Below are 16508 nucleotides of genomic sequence, written 5' to 3'. Positions count from 1 at the left end.
GACGCTTTATTTTTCCACCACGTTCCCGAGAATGTGGTGGATTTTTTTGATGCCGTCAAAAGCCGAGGGGCTGCTGATGTAGTAGAACATCTGCTCCACGAGCGCGTCGGTGTTGAAGTCGTAAGACGGAATGCGCAACAGGTAGCTTTCCATGGAATTGTCGAAGGCGATGTAATTCGGTCCGATATTCGGCACAGGAATTTCCATGTTGTTTTCTTCGACCATTTCCATGAAGATGCCGGCGACTTCGTCGTTTACGCAAATCCACGGCATGTTGTTGCCGTTTGCCGCCTGGAAGGCGAGAGCACGCTCGGCAAGCGCCTTGAGTTTTTCTTTTTCAAGGGTACGCGCCATGATTTCCACGGAAAGCTTTTCGACTTTCTTGCGGGCAATCTGCTTATAGTCCCAGGGGCTAGCGAATTCGGCGTCCACGTAGGGGTGCACCACCAGTCCCGATTCTTCGAGGCCGGTCAAGCGGTCCTTGGACCAAGAACTGTTGTGATACGGTGAAAAATAGCCGACTTCTGTGACGCCGAGGCCGAGCAGGTAGCGGCCGATTTCTTTACCGGGTTGCTTTCCGAAGGTGGAATTGAAGAATACCCAGTTGTCCTTGCGCATAAAGCTGCGGGGGACTGCATCGATGGGGTGTTCCCACCATACGGCCACGGGGAATTCCGCATCGGCAAAAAACGTCAAAAGCGGCCTGAAATTTTGCACCAGGAGTGTAGAAAGAATCGCGCCCACGGCGTTCGGGTGTTCCGAAAGCTTGCAAGGTTTGCCGCTTCGGTCAATGAGCTTGCCCGAGGCGTCGTTGATACCGAACAGCGTGAGTTTGTAATGGTTCTTACCTGCGGTCTTGTACACGAGTCGCAAGAAGTCCAATTCGCGTTCACTTTCGGCGCTGAATCCGCCCCAACTGTTACAGCGCGTTACGAAGATGAGTTCGCTGAGTGGCGCGTCGTCTTTCTTTTGTTGCTTGCGGTAAAAGAGGTACTGGCGGCCTTCTTTTTTCAGGATTCCGCGGGCAACTTTTTCTTCAAGGAACTTGCGGAGAGTGCCCTGCGAAACGTTGTAGCGGGCTGAAAGTTCCTTCGAAAGGGGGAGCGGTTGCGACGGCTTGATAAATCCTTGCGCAAAGTCTCGCTCGAATGCCTTGGCGAGCTTTTCAGAGACCGTCTCGTGGACATAAGGAACCCTGTTCTTGAGCGGGGTTGTCCCCCAGAAACAGCCCTTGCCCTGGATTTTGCAAATCTTTCCAGCAGATTCCAACTCCGTAAGCGCCGCCTGCACCGTGCCAGACGAAGCCCCGAACCCCTTGATCATCGAACGTACGGAAGGCAGCCTGTCCCCGTCGTTCAAGTTCATATCGATCAAAGCTTTGATAATCCGCTGTTTCATGCTTTAAATATTAATAAAAATGTGAGCCACAAGCGGCTCAAGGCTATTCATCTCTATAAACAAATAACCTGCGCAGGGGAGGTTCCTGCGCAGGTCGGGGTTGTTTGGGGTTGGATGAATGGCTTTAGAAATTGAAGTCAACCTGATAGTTGGCCTTGTTGTTCGGGTTCACGCGAGCACCCTTGGCGTTGACCGTACCGCGAACTTCCTTGTTCTGGAACTTGACGCGGTTCTGGAGAATGCCGGTTTCCTGTTCGCTGCTAGAGATAGGCGGAACGAACTGGCTGCTGGAACTCGGCGTAACGCTGGAGGAAGATGCTACGATAGAAGACGATGCCACGCTCGAGGAACTCGGGGTAACGCTGCTCGATGAAACGGGCTGCTGTTCGTCGTCTTTCGGAACCTGGCCGTTGAAGCTTTCCTGACCCTTGCGAGTGAGGGCGAGAATCAACATGCCGTCCTTGGAATAAATGTTCTTGTCGGTGAGGTCGACGCGGTTGCCGTCAAAGGTCCAGTCGCCCTTGCCCCAGCGGGAGCCGTCAAATGTGTCGAAATTGTCCGTCCAGTCGAGAGTGAAGTCGCTGCCGCCTTCGCCCTGGCCCGGAGTATACTTGTAAACCTTGACCCAGTTGATGAACTGGAAAAGCGGAAGTTTGGATTCGTCAAACTGGCCGACCCAAGCAGCACTTTCGGAAGACCAGAGGTTAAAGCGCAAGCCCTGCGTTCCCTTGAGGTCGTTTGCCTGGCCGCCTTCGGTCTTGCGGACTTCGACTCCATCGACAGTCCAACGGACGTAATTAGGAGTCCATTCGAGGCCGTAGGTATGGAACGCCTGGTCGGTAGCCGGGTTCACAGCATGATGCTTTTCGCTGGTTTTCTGTGCGCCAGCCTTGCCGGTAATGATGTTAGATTGGAAACTGCCCGGGTTTTTACCCAAAACTTCGATATCAACTTCCACCCAGGGGCGTCCGTCTGCAATTTCAGAACCGTTCTGGTAAAGGAACATGGAACTGACGGTGCCGGATGCTGCAGCCATCTTCATACGGGCTTCAAACTTGCCATATTCAACTTCTTTCAGAGTGTAGAGTTCTGCGCCAGAATATGCTTTGTTTTGTGCCATGGTTGCTACCGCCGCGATTGCGAGAACGGAAAGAGTCGTTTTAAGATGCATCATGCCTCCAATTAACACATCCTCATCACCAATAATGAATTTATAAAGAAAATGCAGACGTTACAACGCCTGCAGATGTCAAAATGAAATAAGTGTATCGATAGAATTGTTCCGAAATAGGAAAAAAACAATCTTCACCACGATAAATGTCTTTCGCTTTATTTGCTTCGCTCTCTACTCAGAAAAAAAAGACGGTAAAACAGCCGGAGCTTAAGTGTCTGACTATTTCCCTTGATTTCTATAAGTTATTTAAATCAAGTCTATCATTTATTACGAGGCTGTCTATCTCATGGTTAATTTGTAGCTGAGGCATTTTGTTTTGTTTGTTGTCAGAATTGCTAGGGGGAAGAGGCATTTTTGTATTTTGATATGTCTGATAATCCCTTCCTTCTTGCACTAATCTAGTTCGATTAGCCGCATTTCCGATTCCATTAGATGCATTGCATCCGCGTGGATCCTGACATGCGCAACTAACAAGAAAAAAGACTATAAAGCAAATGAAGTAATTCATGTTATAATTCTACTACTATACCAAAGCCGAATGGGAAGATGATTTCATCTCGATTGAGAGATCCGTCATCTATATCGAAATTGGTATAGTAACTTCCATTACCAGCGAAGAATTGAAAGCCTAGTTCAAAATATGCCCCAAAATGTTTAGTAAACATATGTTGATATCCACAACCGAATATTAATCGCCAATAATTTATGTCGACATTTTTTTCTTCAAGATACGTGTTGTCGCTATTCGCATTAAGAATGGTAAAACCTTCTAATTCTCCTGTTATCCATTCGGAAGAATGAAATATATAAGGGCCAGTCAATCCTTGGAATCTATATGTTAGGCCGATTCCTCCCATGAAGTCGTAATCAGAATCGTAGCCACTCAAGTGTATATTAGCGGATAGATGCTGGTTTATTATTGAATATTCGACTCCGACCATTCCATGGTAAGGACCAAATCCGAGAGATGCTCCAATTTCTGCAAAGCTAAATCCCGCAAAGATGGCTAGCAATAGAAATATTTTTTTCATATTGTTTTACCTATAAGATAGGGTATATTTCTGTTTAATATGCTTTATAAGGTCTGCAGGAGCGTTTTTACTAGTTTTTGCTCTAAATTCATGGTTCCCATGACGAACATAGTGCATACCTATAACAGCGCCGTTGTATTCGGTAACTACGTTAACACTAGGATCGTTCGTGTATTCTTTTAGGTCTTCTAACTTATTTATTGGAGTCATTGTGACTCCATTATCTGTAGAAGAGTTTACAGATACTTGAATTCCTCCTTGGAATGGAAATGAAAGTTTGCATCTTACCGTTATGTCTTCGGTATCACAACAAGTGTCCAAGTCTGTTGCGTGTCTCGTTTCAGAACATTCAAAGCTGCTGATTAGGCCTCCATAAGATTCTTCGTATTTGCATTTGTTGAAACAATATGTTCTTATTCCATTTCGATCAGGATCGAATGCAGCCCATCTCCATACCATTCCTTTAAACGGACCTCTCCAAACACGTTGCCTTTTCTGGAAATAAGTTTCAGATCCCGCAGATGAATATACATATTTAACATTTGTTACAAATGATGAAGCAATCATTTTATAAGGATAGATTTCAACAGTGACTTTAGAATCAAAATCTGTGTTCTCAACGGATTTTTTTTGTACCTTCAAAGCATCCAAATAAGGATCTTTGTCACTGGAATCATCGCAATCATCACAAGAAAAACCGGTGTATTCGCAGTTACTAAATAATATTTTGTCAGATAAAAGTGTATCGCCATTTGCAAGCGTGATGGTATTATAGTCTTCGCTCATAGCCAGCCATGAGGTTGGACATACATAATCCAATGGTCTTTTGATTGTACGACTATAGTCAGGGTCGTTGGCAAGTCGATTTGCATAATATGTTTCAAGTTCTAGAAATTCGCTAAGTGAATCTAAAACTAACTTTCTATTTCCTACTTCTTTTTTTAAAACGTTATTATTGTTTTGGAAAATTTGAATTTTATTACCTTGTTCGTCAAATTCAAAATAAGGGAGGATAGAATCACCAATACTTTCGTTATAGGCAAGTTCAGGACTAGATAAGTCTTGTTGTGAATCTTGGACAACATTGTTCTCTAATTCTGAATTACCGCAGGCGCAGAGCGTAATTGCGATGAAATACAATACTTTTTTTTCATTTTAATCTCCTTCTAGTATATGGTTTGATAAATATACTACATTTGCAAATTATAAATTGGTACAAATGTTCATTTCTATGTTTTTTTTACAATAAATTACATAAAACATGTTGTTTGTAAGTAAATGCATTTTATTTAAGGAATGAAAAAATCGATTTACATAAAAAACACATTAATAGGTCGATTATGACGCTATTGATTCGTTGCATAACTATTCTGCAGAAAAACATATCGACTTGGGAGCACGTCCATAACTACTATGTGGACAAAAGTTCCCATACAATGGTTTGTTTATGAAGTTTTTAGGTACTCAAAAATTACAAATTCAGCGATTCTTGCGCACTGGCTTCGGCAAGTGCTTTCGGAATGCTGCGGTGAAGCATCTCGTAGGCGGTGCGCGTGGCGGTACGGCCACGCGGCGTTCTCGCGAGGAGCCCCTTGCGGATCAGGTACGGCTCGTAGACTTCTTCGAGGGTGTCCGGCTCCTCGCCGAGCGCTGCCCCGATGGTGCCCAGCCCCACGGGGCCACCGCCGAACTTGTCCATGATCATCGAGAGAATTTTGCGGTCCATATGGTCCAGGCCTTCGCCGTCGATTCCAAGCATTTCAAGCGTCTTGCTGGCCGACATCAAGTCGATAACGCCTGTTCCGCGGACCTGCGCCACGTCTCGGCAACGCCTCAACACGCGGTTTGCAATTCGGGGCGTTCCACGGCAACGGCCGCTCAAAAGTCTGGCGGCATCTTCTTCAAGCCCCACATTCAAAATCTTCGCGCTGCGCATTAAGATGCTCTTGATATCGTCTTCGTCATAAAGCTCCAGGCGGTACTGCAAACCGAATCGGTCGCGTAGCGGGCTGGTCAAAAGGCCACTGCGAGTCGTCGCGCCTACCAGCGTAAAATGCTTGAGCGGCAAGTTCACGCTGCGGGCCGCCGGCCCGGAATCCAGCATGATATCGAGCCTAAAATCTTCCATAGCGGGGTAGAGGTATTCTTCCACCACACGGTTCAGACGGTGAATTTCGTCAATAAACAGGATGTCGTTCTCTTGCAGGCTTGTCAAAAGCCCCGCAAGGTCGCTCGCCTTTTCAAGAACAGGACCGCTCGTAATATGGATATTCACACCCATTTCCTTGGCGATAATTCCGGCTAAAGTCGTCTTGCCAAGACCCGGAGGCCCGCAAAAAAGGCAATGATCCAGCGAATCGCCGCGATGTCTCGCGGCTTCAATCGCAATCGAAAGGCTCTCTTTAATGTTCTTCTGGCCTGTAAATTCTTCAAGAGTAGGCGGTCTCAGGGAACGCTCTACATCGCTTTCGTCGCCGGCCCTTTTTTCGGGCGAAATAATCCGCTGATCGTCCATTTTCGATTGTCATGCCCGGCGAGACCGGGCATCTCCTTAAAGATATTTGAGAGCCTCGGGGATAAGTGTCGCGGCATCTGCCGAATCACCCAAGATTTCAGCAGCCTTCATCACGGCCTTTTCTGCAGCCGGATCTTTGACGCCCAGCGTATGTAAGGCAAGAACAGCCTCCATCTTCGGGCCTGTGAGAGCGCCCATACCTGTAATGCCAGAGCCTTCCACATCACCCAAGGCCTGCAGCATGGCCCCAGCTTTATCCTTTAGCGAAAGCACCATCTGTTCGCAAGTTTTTTTGCCAAGCCCCTTGATCTTGCCGAGGGCGCTCTTGTTGTCGCTGGCAATCATGTTCAAAAGGTCGGCGGGGGAGCTTCCGCTCAAAATGCGTTGGGCAAGTTTCGGCCCTACACCGTTCACTTCGAGCAGCATGATAAAGGTGTCTTTCTCGGTCTTATCGGCAAAACCGAACAGCGTCATGGAGTCTTCGCGCACCACCAGGTTCGTGTAGAGCGTCACCTCGCTTTCTACCTCGGGCAGTTTGCCCGCCGTATAGGCCGAAATATTCACGCCGTAACCCACGCCGTTCACGTCTACAACCACAAAAGTGGGAGACTTTTCAATCAAAATTCCGCGAATTCGTTCAATCATTGCTTACAATGCCTCAAAACCGCTTTAAATCATAAACATCTGTTCACTGCACAAATATATACTATTTTAGCTGGTTTTGTCAAGCCTATCCTTATTTTTTTACAAATTTATGGAAAAATATGCAAAAAACGCCTTTTGAAGCAGTAAGTGTCTACGTTGATAGTTTGTCCATGAAACAATCTTTTAATTTGATGCTTTTCTCCGTATTATAGGTAGTTTTATTATTGCGTGCTGTAACCTAAATAAATCCGGGGTCGCAATGAGTGGAATATCAAAAATCTTTAAGACATTGGCATTAACCCTTGCTGCATCGACATTTTCTTTTGCTGATGTAGGCCTTGCCGATGGAGCGGCCAAATTTTTAGGCAACACCACTACCTTTGGCGAAATCCCTGACGACTTTGGAACTTACTGGAACCAAATTACCGTCGAATATGAATGCAACTGGGGCCATGTCGAAAAAGAACGCGGCAAGTACGACTGGTCGGGTTGCGACCTCGGCTACAACTGGGCAAAAACAAACAACGCATATTTCACGTTCCATACACTTTTGTGGGGTTCGCAAAACCCGCAGTGGTTGATCAAACTCGATATTGACGAAACAAAAAAGGCTTGGACTGATTGGATTGATGCGGTTAAAGAACATTACCCCGACCTCGACATGATTGAAGTGGTCAATGAGGCGGTCAAATCGGGCAAAAACTACCACTCCAGTTTTACCTCTTCCAAACTGGTTGAGGCTCTCGGCGGCGACGATGGCGACTACAAATTTGTGGTAACCGCTTTCAAAATGGCCCGTGAGCGTTGGCCTGAGGCGATCCTGATTTATAACGACTACAACACAATCATGTGGCAAAAGAACGAAGGGATTGACCTAATTAAGAAAATCAAGGCCCAGGGCGCTCCCGTCGATGCTTACGGAATGCAGTTCCACGAAACAACACTACAAGGCTCTGGTTATCAATGCCTCCGTTCTACGACACTCAAGCGCGTTCTTCATGAAGCCCATGAGCAAACCGGCCTCCCGATATACATCACCCAATACGATGTCGGAACCAACAATGACGATTTCCAAAAGGAATGCTACCAAGAACATATTCCCTTGTTGATGGAAACAGAATATGTGAAGGGCATTACCCTTTGGGGCTACGTTTATGGCAAGACATGGCTTACAGAAGGCAACTCCGGCCTTATCAAAGACGGTGTGGAACGCCCGGCATTGACCTGGCTCAAGGAATATTTCAAGAATCCGAACGCCCGTTACGGCCGTGGCCTTGCCGATGGAGCGACCAAGTTCTTCGGGAACATGATTGCCGACAAGCAAGAAATCCCCGAGGATTTTCAAACCTACTGGAACCAGGTTTCGCCTGAAAATGCGTGCTCTTGGGCCGTCATTGAAAAAGTGCGTGGCGAGTACGACTGGTCTGGCTGCGACCGCATCTACTATTGGGCGCAAAAAAACAAAGTAAATTTCAATTTCCGTAGCTTGCTTTGGGGAACCCATACCCCCAGCTGGCTCTACAACCTTGATATAGACGAAACCAAGAAAGCCGTTGAAAACTGGTTCGACAAAGCTGCCATGCGTTACCCCGCACCTTACATGATCGAGGTGGTAAACGGAGGTTCCCGCGACAGCTATGGTCATTATCATTCTGGATTCGGGAGCGGCAATAAAATCATCGAAGCTCTCGGTGGCGACAATGATGACTACAAATTCATAGCCACGGCGTTCAAGATGGCTCGCAAGCGCTGGCCCAAAGCAATCCTAACTTTGAACGACTACGATGATTACGGCTGGAAAAACAATCAAGGCGCCGAAGTTATCAAAAAAATCCAGGAGCAGGGCGCACCCGTCGATGCGTACCAAATCATTTTCGCCACACTCGTCCAAGGATCCGGCCCGGAAGCGCAATGTTTTAGCTCCGAACGCATTCAAAACGGCATTCAGGAAATCTACGACAAAATAAAGCTTCCGTTGTTTATCACTGAATATAGCGTCGGTACGAATAACGACAGCCTCCAAAAAGCATGCTATTCCGAACATATCCCGCTCTTTATGGAATCGGAATACATTGCAGGTGTAAACCTTTGGGGCTACCTTTACGAAGTCGGAGCCAGTGTATGGGCAGATGAATCGAATCCCGGACTTATCAAGGATGGGGTAGACCGCCCTGCAATGACCTGGCTCAAGGAATATTTCAACGAACACTTCTACGACGCCAAGAACATGTGGTACGACAAAGGCTTTCCTAGACATCCGCTGGATTCGTTGGATTCAGCTGCTTTTGAACAGACGATTGCCATTAGCGATAAAAATAACGGGAATATCGGCGGCAAGCTCCACTTAGAGCAAAATACGCTCCAGAATTACGACGTCCTTGATTTGCATGGAGTACGCCTGGGCAGACTTTCGGCCTACGGTTTCGATGCCGCCAAGGAAATCCTCAAGACTTCCAACGAAGTGAAGAACTCTGGCGTGTACATCCTACGCAACCGTACCTCCGGCAAAATCCAGAGCATCCGCATTGCAAGATAATTTCATCGCGTCCGTTAAGCATTTTTTTGATGGATGCCTTAGAAAATTATATATTAGGGGTATTCCCATTGAGGAGGGGGATTATGAAAAACAAAGTGTTGCCTGCAATTGGGGTTTTGTTTGGGCTTGCAGCTCTCTTTTCGGCTTGCTCTGACGACAATTCTAGCGCACCATCGGCTACTATCGCAACGCCGGATATTTCATCTTCTTCAAAAGAAGATGTTGTTCCGGCCTCAAGCGAAATTCCTGCATCAAGTGCTGACGCCATTCCGCAGTCAAGTGAAACGCAGCCGCAATCAAGCGAATCACAGGAACCGTCTTCGTCAAGTGTCTTCTTGCCGCCGTTGAGTAGTTCTTGGCTTGATGGGGGCAACTATAATCCCGCAGCCTGTTGCGTAGATACAATCTACATCGAAAACGGTACGGAGAGAGTTCATAAGTTAGCGGAAGGCGTGTGCCCTCCGCCATCGATTATGACCGTCACTTGCGTGCAGCCCGTTCGAGTCAACTTGGATTCCATCAAGGCGGCCGAGGTGAATCAGGATGTTCCGTCCATTACGTTTGAGGAATGTCTGTCGATACCAGACGTTGCAAAAATGAGTCCGGATAGTAGTAAAACGGCCAAGTTGATTAAAGCTAGTAACGGGCCCGCCAAAATAGAATTCTTGAAAAGAGAACTATGCGAAGTTGATGCGGATTTATCCTATGAACTTTTGGGAGACACGTTGTCCGTGAATCTTGCGGAAATCCGCTCGACAAAGGAATGCCAATGCTATAGCAGCAGGTTCCGGATCGTTGTTCCCGATACCTTACAAGATTTCACGTATTTCAAGTTTGAAGACAGCGTTTATGGCCTTCAGTAAGGCCATTTAATCTAAATCTTGCAATTTTTTATCGCCGAAAGCGACCCGGAAGAATAGGCCTTCTTGATGCAGTTTGAAACGGAATCGGCTAGGTCCAGGATTTCTTGTGGAATCTCGATGGATGAATCGTCGGAGCCGTCTTTCTCAACTGGCGTATTCGCTTGGATAATGGAATCGGCGACTGCCTGAGCAATGGAATCTGCCAGGGCGCGTTCTTTTTCCCTGCGGTCCATAGCATCTTCATAGGCCTTGGCTGGCACACGGTTCATCTCGACTTCGTTCTTGCTTACGACTTTTACTAAACCATCGTGAATCCCGTAATAGAAAGCGGAAATATTGCACGGGTTGTTGGTGGCGTCGGTTGCATCGAATTTCAAGACATCATAAAACACGGAATCGCCGGCTTTGACGGAATCCAACATCTTCAGGGAGAAACCGTCCTGTTCTGCCGGAAGCTTCGGCTCGCTGAAAACGACTCTTTTTTCGTAACTCTGGTAGCAACTGACAATGATTTCGTCATTCCCTGGGAGCACCTGCAATTGGATATCGATGCCAGAAGTCATCCCCTTGACAATATAGTCCAATCCCGGATGACCGCTTAAGTCAAAGTCAGCCGATTGGGTCAGCATATCGATAAACTTGACGGAGTCGGCGAGGTATATAACGGTATCGGGGCTGAATCCTTTTTCGCCGTCTAGGATGACCTGCAAGTCGTGGGGGATACCACGTTCAGACGAATCGTCACCATTGCTGCAAGCCCAAAAGAGCATCCCGCTCAATACAAGGAAGAACGCTTTTTTCATTATTTATCCCCCTCGTTGATGGCAATAGAGCTGCCGTCTTCCAATTCGATTTTCAGAATGCCTTTTTTGGTCTGGTAATACAGCTTTGCATCAGATTCTTCGGTTGAGTATTGGTTTACACTTGTGTAGGGCTGCTTGTATTTGCGACCGTTGCTGACGGCGACATCCGTGTATTTGACCCCATTGATTTCCATGGTGCTGACTTTGGTAGAATCGAGGCCTTTGGGATTCTGGAGTGCAAAAGTGTATTGCCCGACTTTGACCACGACGGCGTCGTTACGCAGCTGGTCCAGTTCACTGTAGTAAAAGGTGGGTGCTGTCGCAGAAACTGAAATATAATAGATGGGGTAGGGGGATTCCAGCACGGTGTTCATATGCTTTTGACAGGCGGAATCAAATTCCTTTGTCCTGCTGGTTACCGTGAGCGAAAACAGGTATCCGTCCGAATGCTTGTAAGGGATACTTTTGCCCTCTTTGTAGCCACCGAAATCTTTCTGGAATCCATCAAAATCAGCGCTGCTACTGCATTTTTGACTGTAGCTTTCTTCAGAAGATATATCAACAATGTCGCCGCAAGCACACAATAAGGCAAGGGAGGCACACAGAGGTGCAAATAGAATAGGGTGCAATCTTTTCATGAACAAAAAACTTTAACGCTTAGAACGGTGTGAATACTAACCCGACGTGGATGCCTAAAAGACTGATGTCCGAAACACCGACAAACAGTTCATCATCGTAAATTTCGCTCCACTGAGCTTCAATATGAGTCATTAATGTGAAATACTTATTGATGATGAATGACCCTCCGATGAGAAGCGCTGCATCGACAGCAGGTCTTATGTTATGGTCAACAAAATCAACGGATTTGTATTTATCTTGAATCGGAATGGATATTTTGGAACCGACTTCAAACATCGCCGGGGTAGTTCGTCCCTTTAGCGCAAACAGCAGGGGAAAACTCACGCGCATCTGGGAGATATTTCCATGTTCCGGCTCACGTTTTTTTTCTTCAAACCAAGGACTTTCGTCGGAATCGTTTGTTTTCAGGAAAAAGTCTTCGTTATGAATGAGATTTGTGTATTCAAAGAGGGCTCCGACTTTAATGGCGACGGTAGCTTCGTTCAAGGGAATTGTAGCAATTAGACCCACGTTGACAGGATAACCATGGAATAATGTAACCGGTTCAATTTCCTTGCTTGTTCTATCACGATCGTAATAGGCGTATCGGTCACTGCCGAATAGCTCTTTTGCACCAATAGAGGCCAATAGACCGACTTCAAAACGGAAGGGAATCGTGGGCTTTTTGTCTTCTTCGATTTGTCTTTCAGCGCGTTTAACGCTATCCTTGAAAGCCTTAGTTTCCGTTTTTTGGATTCGGATAATGCGGTAACCTTCTAGAGTACGTTCAGGTAATGCTTCGTCAGCGGGGGATTGCTCCGATGCGGTTTCTAGAGTAGCGGTTTGTGCCAGTGCAGAATCATCGGTAGCTGAGGATTCTGTAACAGAGGAATCAGTAGATACGGCCTCTTCGGTAGAAGAATCTTCAAGCTGCGGCTGTTCGGAATTTTCTTGTGCGAATACGAATGTGGTTGCAAAAAGGAGAACGCCAAGTGTAATGTGTTTCATATAATTCTCCTAGTAGCAAAGATTATCGTTGAGGTATTTTTCAAGTTCTTCTTCGGTGAAATAAGCCGAACAACTTTCTTGAAATTCTTCGACCGCTTTCCCGTTTACTGCCAAATCGGCCGTCGTGCCGATAAGTCCTCCGGCTCCAGCACCAATGCCGACCATGCCGGCTATTAATAATCCGACATTGGCGGCCCCTTCAGAATAGAACAGGAAAATCGGAGCCATAGCGAGCGCTCCTAAACCCATGAAAGCGCCTCCAACAATAGCACCATAGGTGAATCCGTGAAGTGCATGGTTTCTTGCAAAATCAGAGTTGTTCCTGACGCCGTTTTTGCATAGGGTAACGCTATCCCTAGGGATGGCAATAAAAAGGCCATCCGCGGGGGAAGTCATCTCAAAACCATTACGGTCTTTGAGCGGAACAACGATATTCCTGTTTTGGGGATCGTAACAGAAATGATTAGCGGTATAGAACTTTACGCTGTCTTCGCTGCCGGGAGTCTTGATTTCGTAGGCAAAATCACTTCTGTATCTGGTGTTGATTTTGGCATCTTCGTACTTGACAATTTCGCCCTTGCTATACTCGGGCTTGTCAAACGGATGGTACTTTTGCGTCGGGTTCGTACATCCTGTCAAAACAAGAAACAATAAAGCTATAAATAATAGCGCGCGCATAAAACAGATTTGTCCTCCTCGAATAACTTGTATGTTGAAAATATACTCAAATTTCACGAAAATCGCAAAAAAGTGAAAAAAAGTGTGATTCTCTTCGTGATTATTTAGTTTACATAATCCGCATTATCGGCAATAACGGGGCGGGGAAAATGACTGAGGAAAATCACAAGATTTCTGCTTTACAGCCTTATTGGAGCTTTGCGTCAAATCCATTTTATTATATTGTACTTGAACTCAGTTTACAATAATCCATGCAAAGAATTCTTTTAACATTTATCTGTCTTGCACTGCTTTTTACGGGCTGTGCAGTGACCAAGAAACTGTCGGCGGCAGATATCCTCTCCAAGACTAAGCTTGAATTTGAAACGCTCTCGTTGGATTCTGCGAGCATCAACAAGGATCTTTTCCCGAAAACGGACGACCTGAAGAAGGGCCTTTTGCCAAACCCGCACGTGGTTGCCCTGGTGCAGGATTTCGCCCGAGGAATCCTCGAAAAGGAGATCGGCAAGGCTCATTTGACCGTTGGCCTGAACGCCAAGAATACGGGCAAGGATACGCTCTGGATTCGCGGCCTGATGGCGAACCTGGTGCTGGATTCCCTGATGGAGCTTCCCGTGGCGCTCCGGGACACGGTTAAACTCATTCCTGGCGACAACAAGGTGATTCTTGTGACGGAAATGCCCATTGACCGCCGAATTTTCAGGCTTATGGACGTGAATGTGGTCCATATCGTGGGCCGTATGGACGTCTCGCTTGAGGCAGGGGATGAAGCTTTTACGCTCGAATTTGACCAGGATCGCAAAATCAGCCAAGATGAAAAGCAGGCGCTTGCCGACAGGGCCCGCACCTCGGTTTTGGACAACATTGTAAGCGACTGGGTCGGAGCAATTGGTTTTTAAATAAAAATTGGTGTTTATGAATAGAAAATTTGTACCTGAAAATTTAAATGTAGATAGCGTAGAAGACGTTACTCGCCTTTTCAAGACTCTTCTCGATGAAAATATCCCGAACTCCCCCGATGCCTTGCGCACCTGGATTTTAAAGTGGAGCGAACTGGGTTCTGTTTTGGCCGAAGTTTCTAGCCGCCGTTACGTGGCCATGACTGTCAATACGCAGGATGAAGCCGCCGCCAAGGCGTACGAAGACTTTGTCGGAAATATTGACCCCGTGATGAGCGAATTTGACGACAAGTTGAACAAGAAATTGATGGCTCACCCTGCCAAGGACCAGCTGAAAGGCGAATTTGGCGTATGGTTCAAGAGCGTGCAGGTGTCTTTGGATCTGTTCTCCCCCGCCAATATTCCGCTTGAAACGGAAGAAACCATGGCGGTTCAGGCCTACCAGAAGATTACCGGCGGCATGAGCGTGGAATTTGACGGTGGCGTCAAGACCATGCAGCAATTGAGCGCCTACCTGGAAAAAACGGATCGCAACTTGCGTGAAAGTGCATTCCGCACCATGTGGGACCGTCGCCTTAAAGATAAAGATGCTCTGGACGCTTCTTTTGATAAGTTGTTCCAAATTCGCAACAAAATCGCAAAAAATGCGGGTTGCAAGAACTTTATCGACTATATTTTCTTGGCCAAGCGCCGTTTCGACTACTCCCCTGCTGACTGCAAGGCTTTCCATGAAAGTGTCGAAAAGCTGGTGCTCCCGCTCCTCAAGGAAATCTACAAGAAGCGCGCCGAAAAGATGGGGCTCAAGACGCTCCGTCCGTGGGATTTGAGCGTGGATCCGCTTTCACGCCCGCCCCTCAAACCGTATCAAAACGGCGATGAACTCATCGAGAAGGTGGACCAGATTTTTGAATCAATTCACCCGCAGGCCGGCAAGTGGGCCCGCGAAATGCAGGCCAAGAAGCTGATCGATCCGGATAGCAGGCTCGGCAAGGCTCCTGGCGGCTACCAGATTGGCTTTGACGAAAGCCGCCTCCCCTTCATTTTCATGAATTCGGCCGAAACCGACCGCGACATTTACACGCTATTGCATGAATCGGGCCATTCATTCCACCAGTATGCGCTCGCAAACCAGCCGATTCTCGCTTACCGCGACGTGCCTTCGGAATTCGCCGAAGTCGCCAGCATGAGCATGGAACTTATCGGCATGAGCAACCTCAAGCCCTTCTACGGCAACGATTCCGAGGCAATCCGCAGGAGTATCGAGGGCGAACTGGAAGACGTGATTTGGCTGTTCCCGTGGGTGGCAAGCATCGACAGTTTCCAGCATGAGCTTTACAGCCGTCCGAACCATACGGCCAAGGACCGCGAACAGATCTGGAAGGGGATCATGGACCGCTACGATGCGGGCGTGGACTACTCCGGATTCGAAGCCGTGCGCAACAACCTTTGGCAAAAGCAGTTGCACCTGTTCGAATGCCCGTTCTACTACATCGAATACGGAATTGCCCAGCTCGGGGCGCTCCAGGTGTGGGCAAACTTCAAAAAAGACCCGAAAAAGGCCATCGATGACCTGTTCAAGGCCGAAAGTTTGGGCGACAGCCGCCCGTTACCGGAGCTTTTTGCCGCCGCAAACATCAAGTTTGACTTCACCGCGAAGACCATTGAACCGCTTATGCAGGTCGTGTGGGACGAACTGAACAGATCGTAGGGTGTATGTTGTCATTATTTTTTGCTTTTTTTGCAAAAAATTGCAAAAAAACGGCAAAAATGGTTGACAAACGAAAAATAAAATGGTATATTTGGCGCACATCCTGGAGGGATGGCCGAGTGGTTGAAGGCGCACGCTTGGAAAGCGTGTTTACCTCACGGTAACGAGGGTTCGAATCCCTCTCCCTCTTCTAAACATTTTCAGAGGTACCTAGATGGCTGAAGAACAGAGAGTCTATCTTGATGACATTTACGCAAACGAACAATGTCAAGGCTCCGTTTTCCGCGCAGTGGTCATGATGGCCCAGGAAGCCCGCTTTGTGAACAAGCAGGCTACTCAGGGTTATATCACCCTTACCAAGAAGCCGACCACCATCGCTATGTACAAGTTCAAGGAAGGCAAGCTTTCCATTTCCGAAAAGAAGGCGGGTGAACAGTCCGATAACGAAGCTGTTGCCGTTGCTGCTGAACCTGAAATGACTTCTGAAAACGTGGCGCAGGTTTCTGCTGCCGCAGACGATGCTTTCGGCGCATAATCCAAGCAAACGTCAAAACTTTTCGTTAAAAAAACGAATCCTTGTTGAAAAAAGCGACCTCTAAATCTTAGAGGTCGCCTTTTTTCTCCTTCCCTGC

General features: G+C 47.2%; 15 protein-coding genes and 1 tRNA gene. 6 read left to right on the top strand and 10 right to left on the bottom strand.

The features are described from left to right. Positions 1-6: 6 nt before the first annotated feature. From B7989_RS10105 to ruvA, 6 genes are all read right to left on the bottom strand, one after another. Positions 7-1398, bottom strand: coding sequence for a GntR family transcriptional regulator (locus tag B7989_RS10105; RefSeq protein ID WP_088628376.1), 1392 nt, complete (start codon positions 1396-1398; stop codon positions 7-9). Between the two features lie 124 nt (positions 1399-1522). After that, positions 1523-2572, bottom strand: coding sequence for a family 16 glycosylhydrolase (locus B7989_RS10100; RefSeq protein WP_369829056.1), 1050 nt, complete (start codon positions 2570-2572; stop codon positions 1523-1525). A 509-nt stretch (positions 2573-3081) separates the two neighbouring features. Then, positions 3082-3603 carry a hypothetical protein gene (locus B7989_RS10095; protein WP_088628374.1) on the bottom strand — a complete coding sequence of 174 codons (522 nt, stop codon included), beginning with the start codon at positions 3601-3603 and terminating at the stop codon, positions 3082-3084. 6 nt (positions 3604-3609) lie between these two features. Next, a complete protein-coding gene (locus B7989_RS10090; protein ID WP_088628373.1) occupies positions 3610-4743 on the bottom strand; it encodes a hypothetical protein in 1134 nt (377 codons plus the stop codon). Positions 4744-5074: 331 nt separating this feature from the next. Beyond that, complete coding sequence (gene ruvB / locus B7989_RS10085; RefSeq protein WP_088628372.1) at positions 5075-6118, bottom strand: Holliday junction branch migration DNA helicase RuvB; 1044 nt, start codon at positions 6116-6118, stop codon at positions 5075-5077. 36 nt (positions 6119-6154) lie between these two features. Further along, positions 6155-6763 (bottom strand): Holliday junction branch migration protein RuvA, encoded by a 609-nt coding sequence (gene ruvA, locus B7989_RS10080; protein ID WP_072801084.1) that lies wholly within the window; start codon positions 6761-6763, stop codon positions 6155-6157. Positions 6764-7022: 259 nt separating this feature from the next. Between ruvA and B7989_RS10075 the strand changes: the two genes are divergently transcribed. Together B7989_RS10075 and B7989_RS13895 are read left to right on the top strand one after the other, a co-directional pair. Then, positions 7023-9299, top strand: a complete 2277-nt coding sequence (locus B7989_RS10075) for an endo-1,4-beta-xylanase (RefSeq protein WP_088628371.1) — start codon at positions 7023-7025, stop codon at positions 9297-9299. 83 nt (positions 9300-9382) lie between these two features. Then, the gene (locus B7989_RS13895; RefSeq protein WP_144265022.1) at positions 9383-10162 is read left to right on the top strand and encodes a hypothetical protein; all 780 of its coding nucleotides are present in this window, start codon (positions 9383-9385) and stop codon (positions 10160-10162) included. Positions 10163-10173: 11 nt separating this feature from the next. Here the strand turns inward: B7989_RS13895 and B7989_RS10060 are convergent, their stop codons facing one another. Genes B7989_RS10060 through B7989_RS10045 form a run of 4 tightly spaced genes read right to left on the bottom strand, consistent with a single transcriptional unit; the run spans position 10174 to position 13230 of the window. Further along, positions 10174-10965: a hypothetical protein gene (locus tag B7989_RS10060; protein WP_088628368.1), complete on the bottom strand. Its 792-nt coding sequence runs from the start codon at positions 10963-10965 to the stop codon at positions 10174-10176. After that, on the bottom strand, positions 10965-11603 hold the full coding sequence (locus B7989_RS10055) for a hypothetical protein (RefSeq protein ID WP_144265021.1): 639 nt from the start codon (positions 11601-11603) through the stop codon (positions 10965-10967). The genes B7989_RS10060 and B7989_RS10055 overlap by 1 nt, the downstream gene beginning before the upstream one ends. Before the next feature lie 19 nt (positions 11604-11622). Beyond that, positions 11623-12591, bottom strand: coding sequence for a hypothetical protein (locus B7989_RS10050; protein WP_088628366.1), 969 nt, complete (start codon positions 12589-12591; stop codon positions 11623-11625). Positions 12592-12600: 9 nt separating this feature from the next. After that, positions 12601-13230, bottom strand: coding sequence for a hypothetical protein (locus tag B7989_RS10045; RefSeq protein WP_144265020.1), 630 nt, complete (start codon positions 13228-13230; stop codon positions 12601-12603). A gap of 347 nt (positions 13231-13577) precedes the next feature. Between B7989_RS10045 and B7989_RS10040 the strand changes: the two genes are divergently transcribed. From B7989_RS10040 to B7989_RS10025, 4 genes are all read left to right on the top strand, one after another. Continuing rightward, the gene (locus B7989_RS10040; RefSeq protein ID WP_088628364.1) at positions 13578-14168 is read left to right on the top strand and encodes a hypothetical protein; all 591 of its coding nucleotides are present in this window, start codon (positions 13578-13580) and stop codon (positions 14166-14168) included. 16 nt (positions 14169-14184) lie between these two features. Next, complete coding sequence (locus tag B7989_RS10035; protein WP_088628363.1) at positions 14185-15876, top strand: M3 family oligoendopeptidase; 1692 nt, start codon at positions 14185-14187, stop codon at positions 15874-15876. Between the two features lie 105 nt (positions 15877-15981). Beyond that, positions 15982-16066 (top strand) — tRNA-Ser (locus B7989_RS10030). Between the two features lie 24 nt (positions 16067-16090). Continuing rightward, the gene (locus B7989_RS10025) at positions 16091-16411 is read left to right on the top strand and encodes a hypothetical protein (protein WP_088628362.1); all 321 of its coding nucleotides are present in this window, start codon (positions 16091-16093) and stop codon (positions 16409-16411) included. The last annotated feature ends 97 nt before the right edge of the window (positions 16412-16508 follow it).

Origin of the sequence: Fibrobacter sp. UWB5 (assembly GCF_002210295.1) — a bacterium.
Lineage (GTDB): Bacteria > Fibrobacterota > Fibrobacteria > Fibrobacterales > Fibrobacteraceae > Fibrobacter.
Note: the sequence above shows the minus strand (reverse complement) of the source record. Positions and strands in the feature narration are given on the sequence as shown.

Excerpts from the sequence above, each read along its gene's own strand:
- B7989_RS10105 (WP_088628376.1), bottom strand. The coding sequence starts at position 1,398 with ATGAAACAGCGGATTATCAAAGCTTTGATCGATATGAACTTGAACGAC.
- B7989_RS10100 (WP_369829056.1), bottom strand. The coding sequence starts at position 2,572 with ATGATGCATCTTAAAACGACTCTTTCCGTTCTCGCAATCGCGGCGGTA.
- B7989_RS10095 (WP_088628374.1), bottom strand. The coding sequence starts at position 3,603 with ATGAAAAAAATATTTCTATTGCTAGCCATCTTTGCGGGATTTAGCTTT.
- ruvB (WP_088628372.1), bottom strand. The coding sequence starts at position 6,118 with ATGGACGATCAGCGGATTATTTCGCCCGAAAAAAGGGCCGGCGACGAA.
- ruvA (WP_072801084.1), bottom strand. The coding sequence starts at position 6,763 with ATGATTGAACGAATTCGCGGAATTTTGATTGAAAAGTCTCCCACTTTT.
- B7989_RS10075 (WP_088628371.1), top strand. The coding sequence starts at position 7,023 with ATGAGTGGAATATCAAAAATCTTTAAGACATTGGCATTAACCCTTGCT.
- B7989_RS13895 (WP_144265022.1), top strand. The coding sequence starts at position 9,383 with ATGAAAAACAAAGTGTTGCCTGCAATTGGGGTTTTGTTTGGGCTTGCA.
- B7989_RS10060 (WP_088628368.1), bottom strand. The coding sequence starts at position 10,965 with ATGAAAAAAGCGTTCTTCCTTGTATTGAGCGGGATGCTCTTTTGGGCT.
- B7989_RS10055 (WP_144265021.1), bottom strand. The coding sequence starts at position 11,603 with ATGAAAAGATTGCACCCTATTCTATTTGCACCTCTGTGTGCCTCCCTT.
- B7989_RS10050 (WP_088628366.1), bottom strand. The coding sequence starts at position 12,591 with ATGAAACACATTACACTTGGCGTTCTCCTTTTTGCAACCACATTCGTA.
- B7989_RS10035 (WP_088628363.1), top strand. The coding sequence starts at position 14,185 with ATGAATAGAAAATTTGTACCTGAAAATTTAAATGTAGATAGCGTAGAA.
- B7989_RS10025 (WP_088628362.1), top strand. The coding sequence starts at position 16,091 with ATGGCTGAAGAACAGAGAGTCTATCTTGATGACATTTACGCAAACGAA.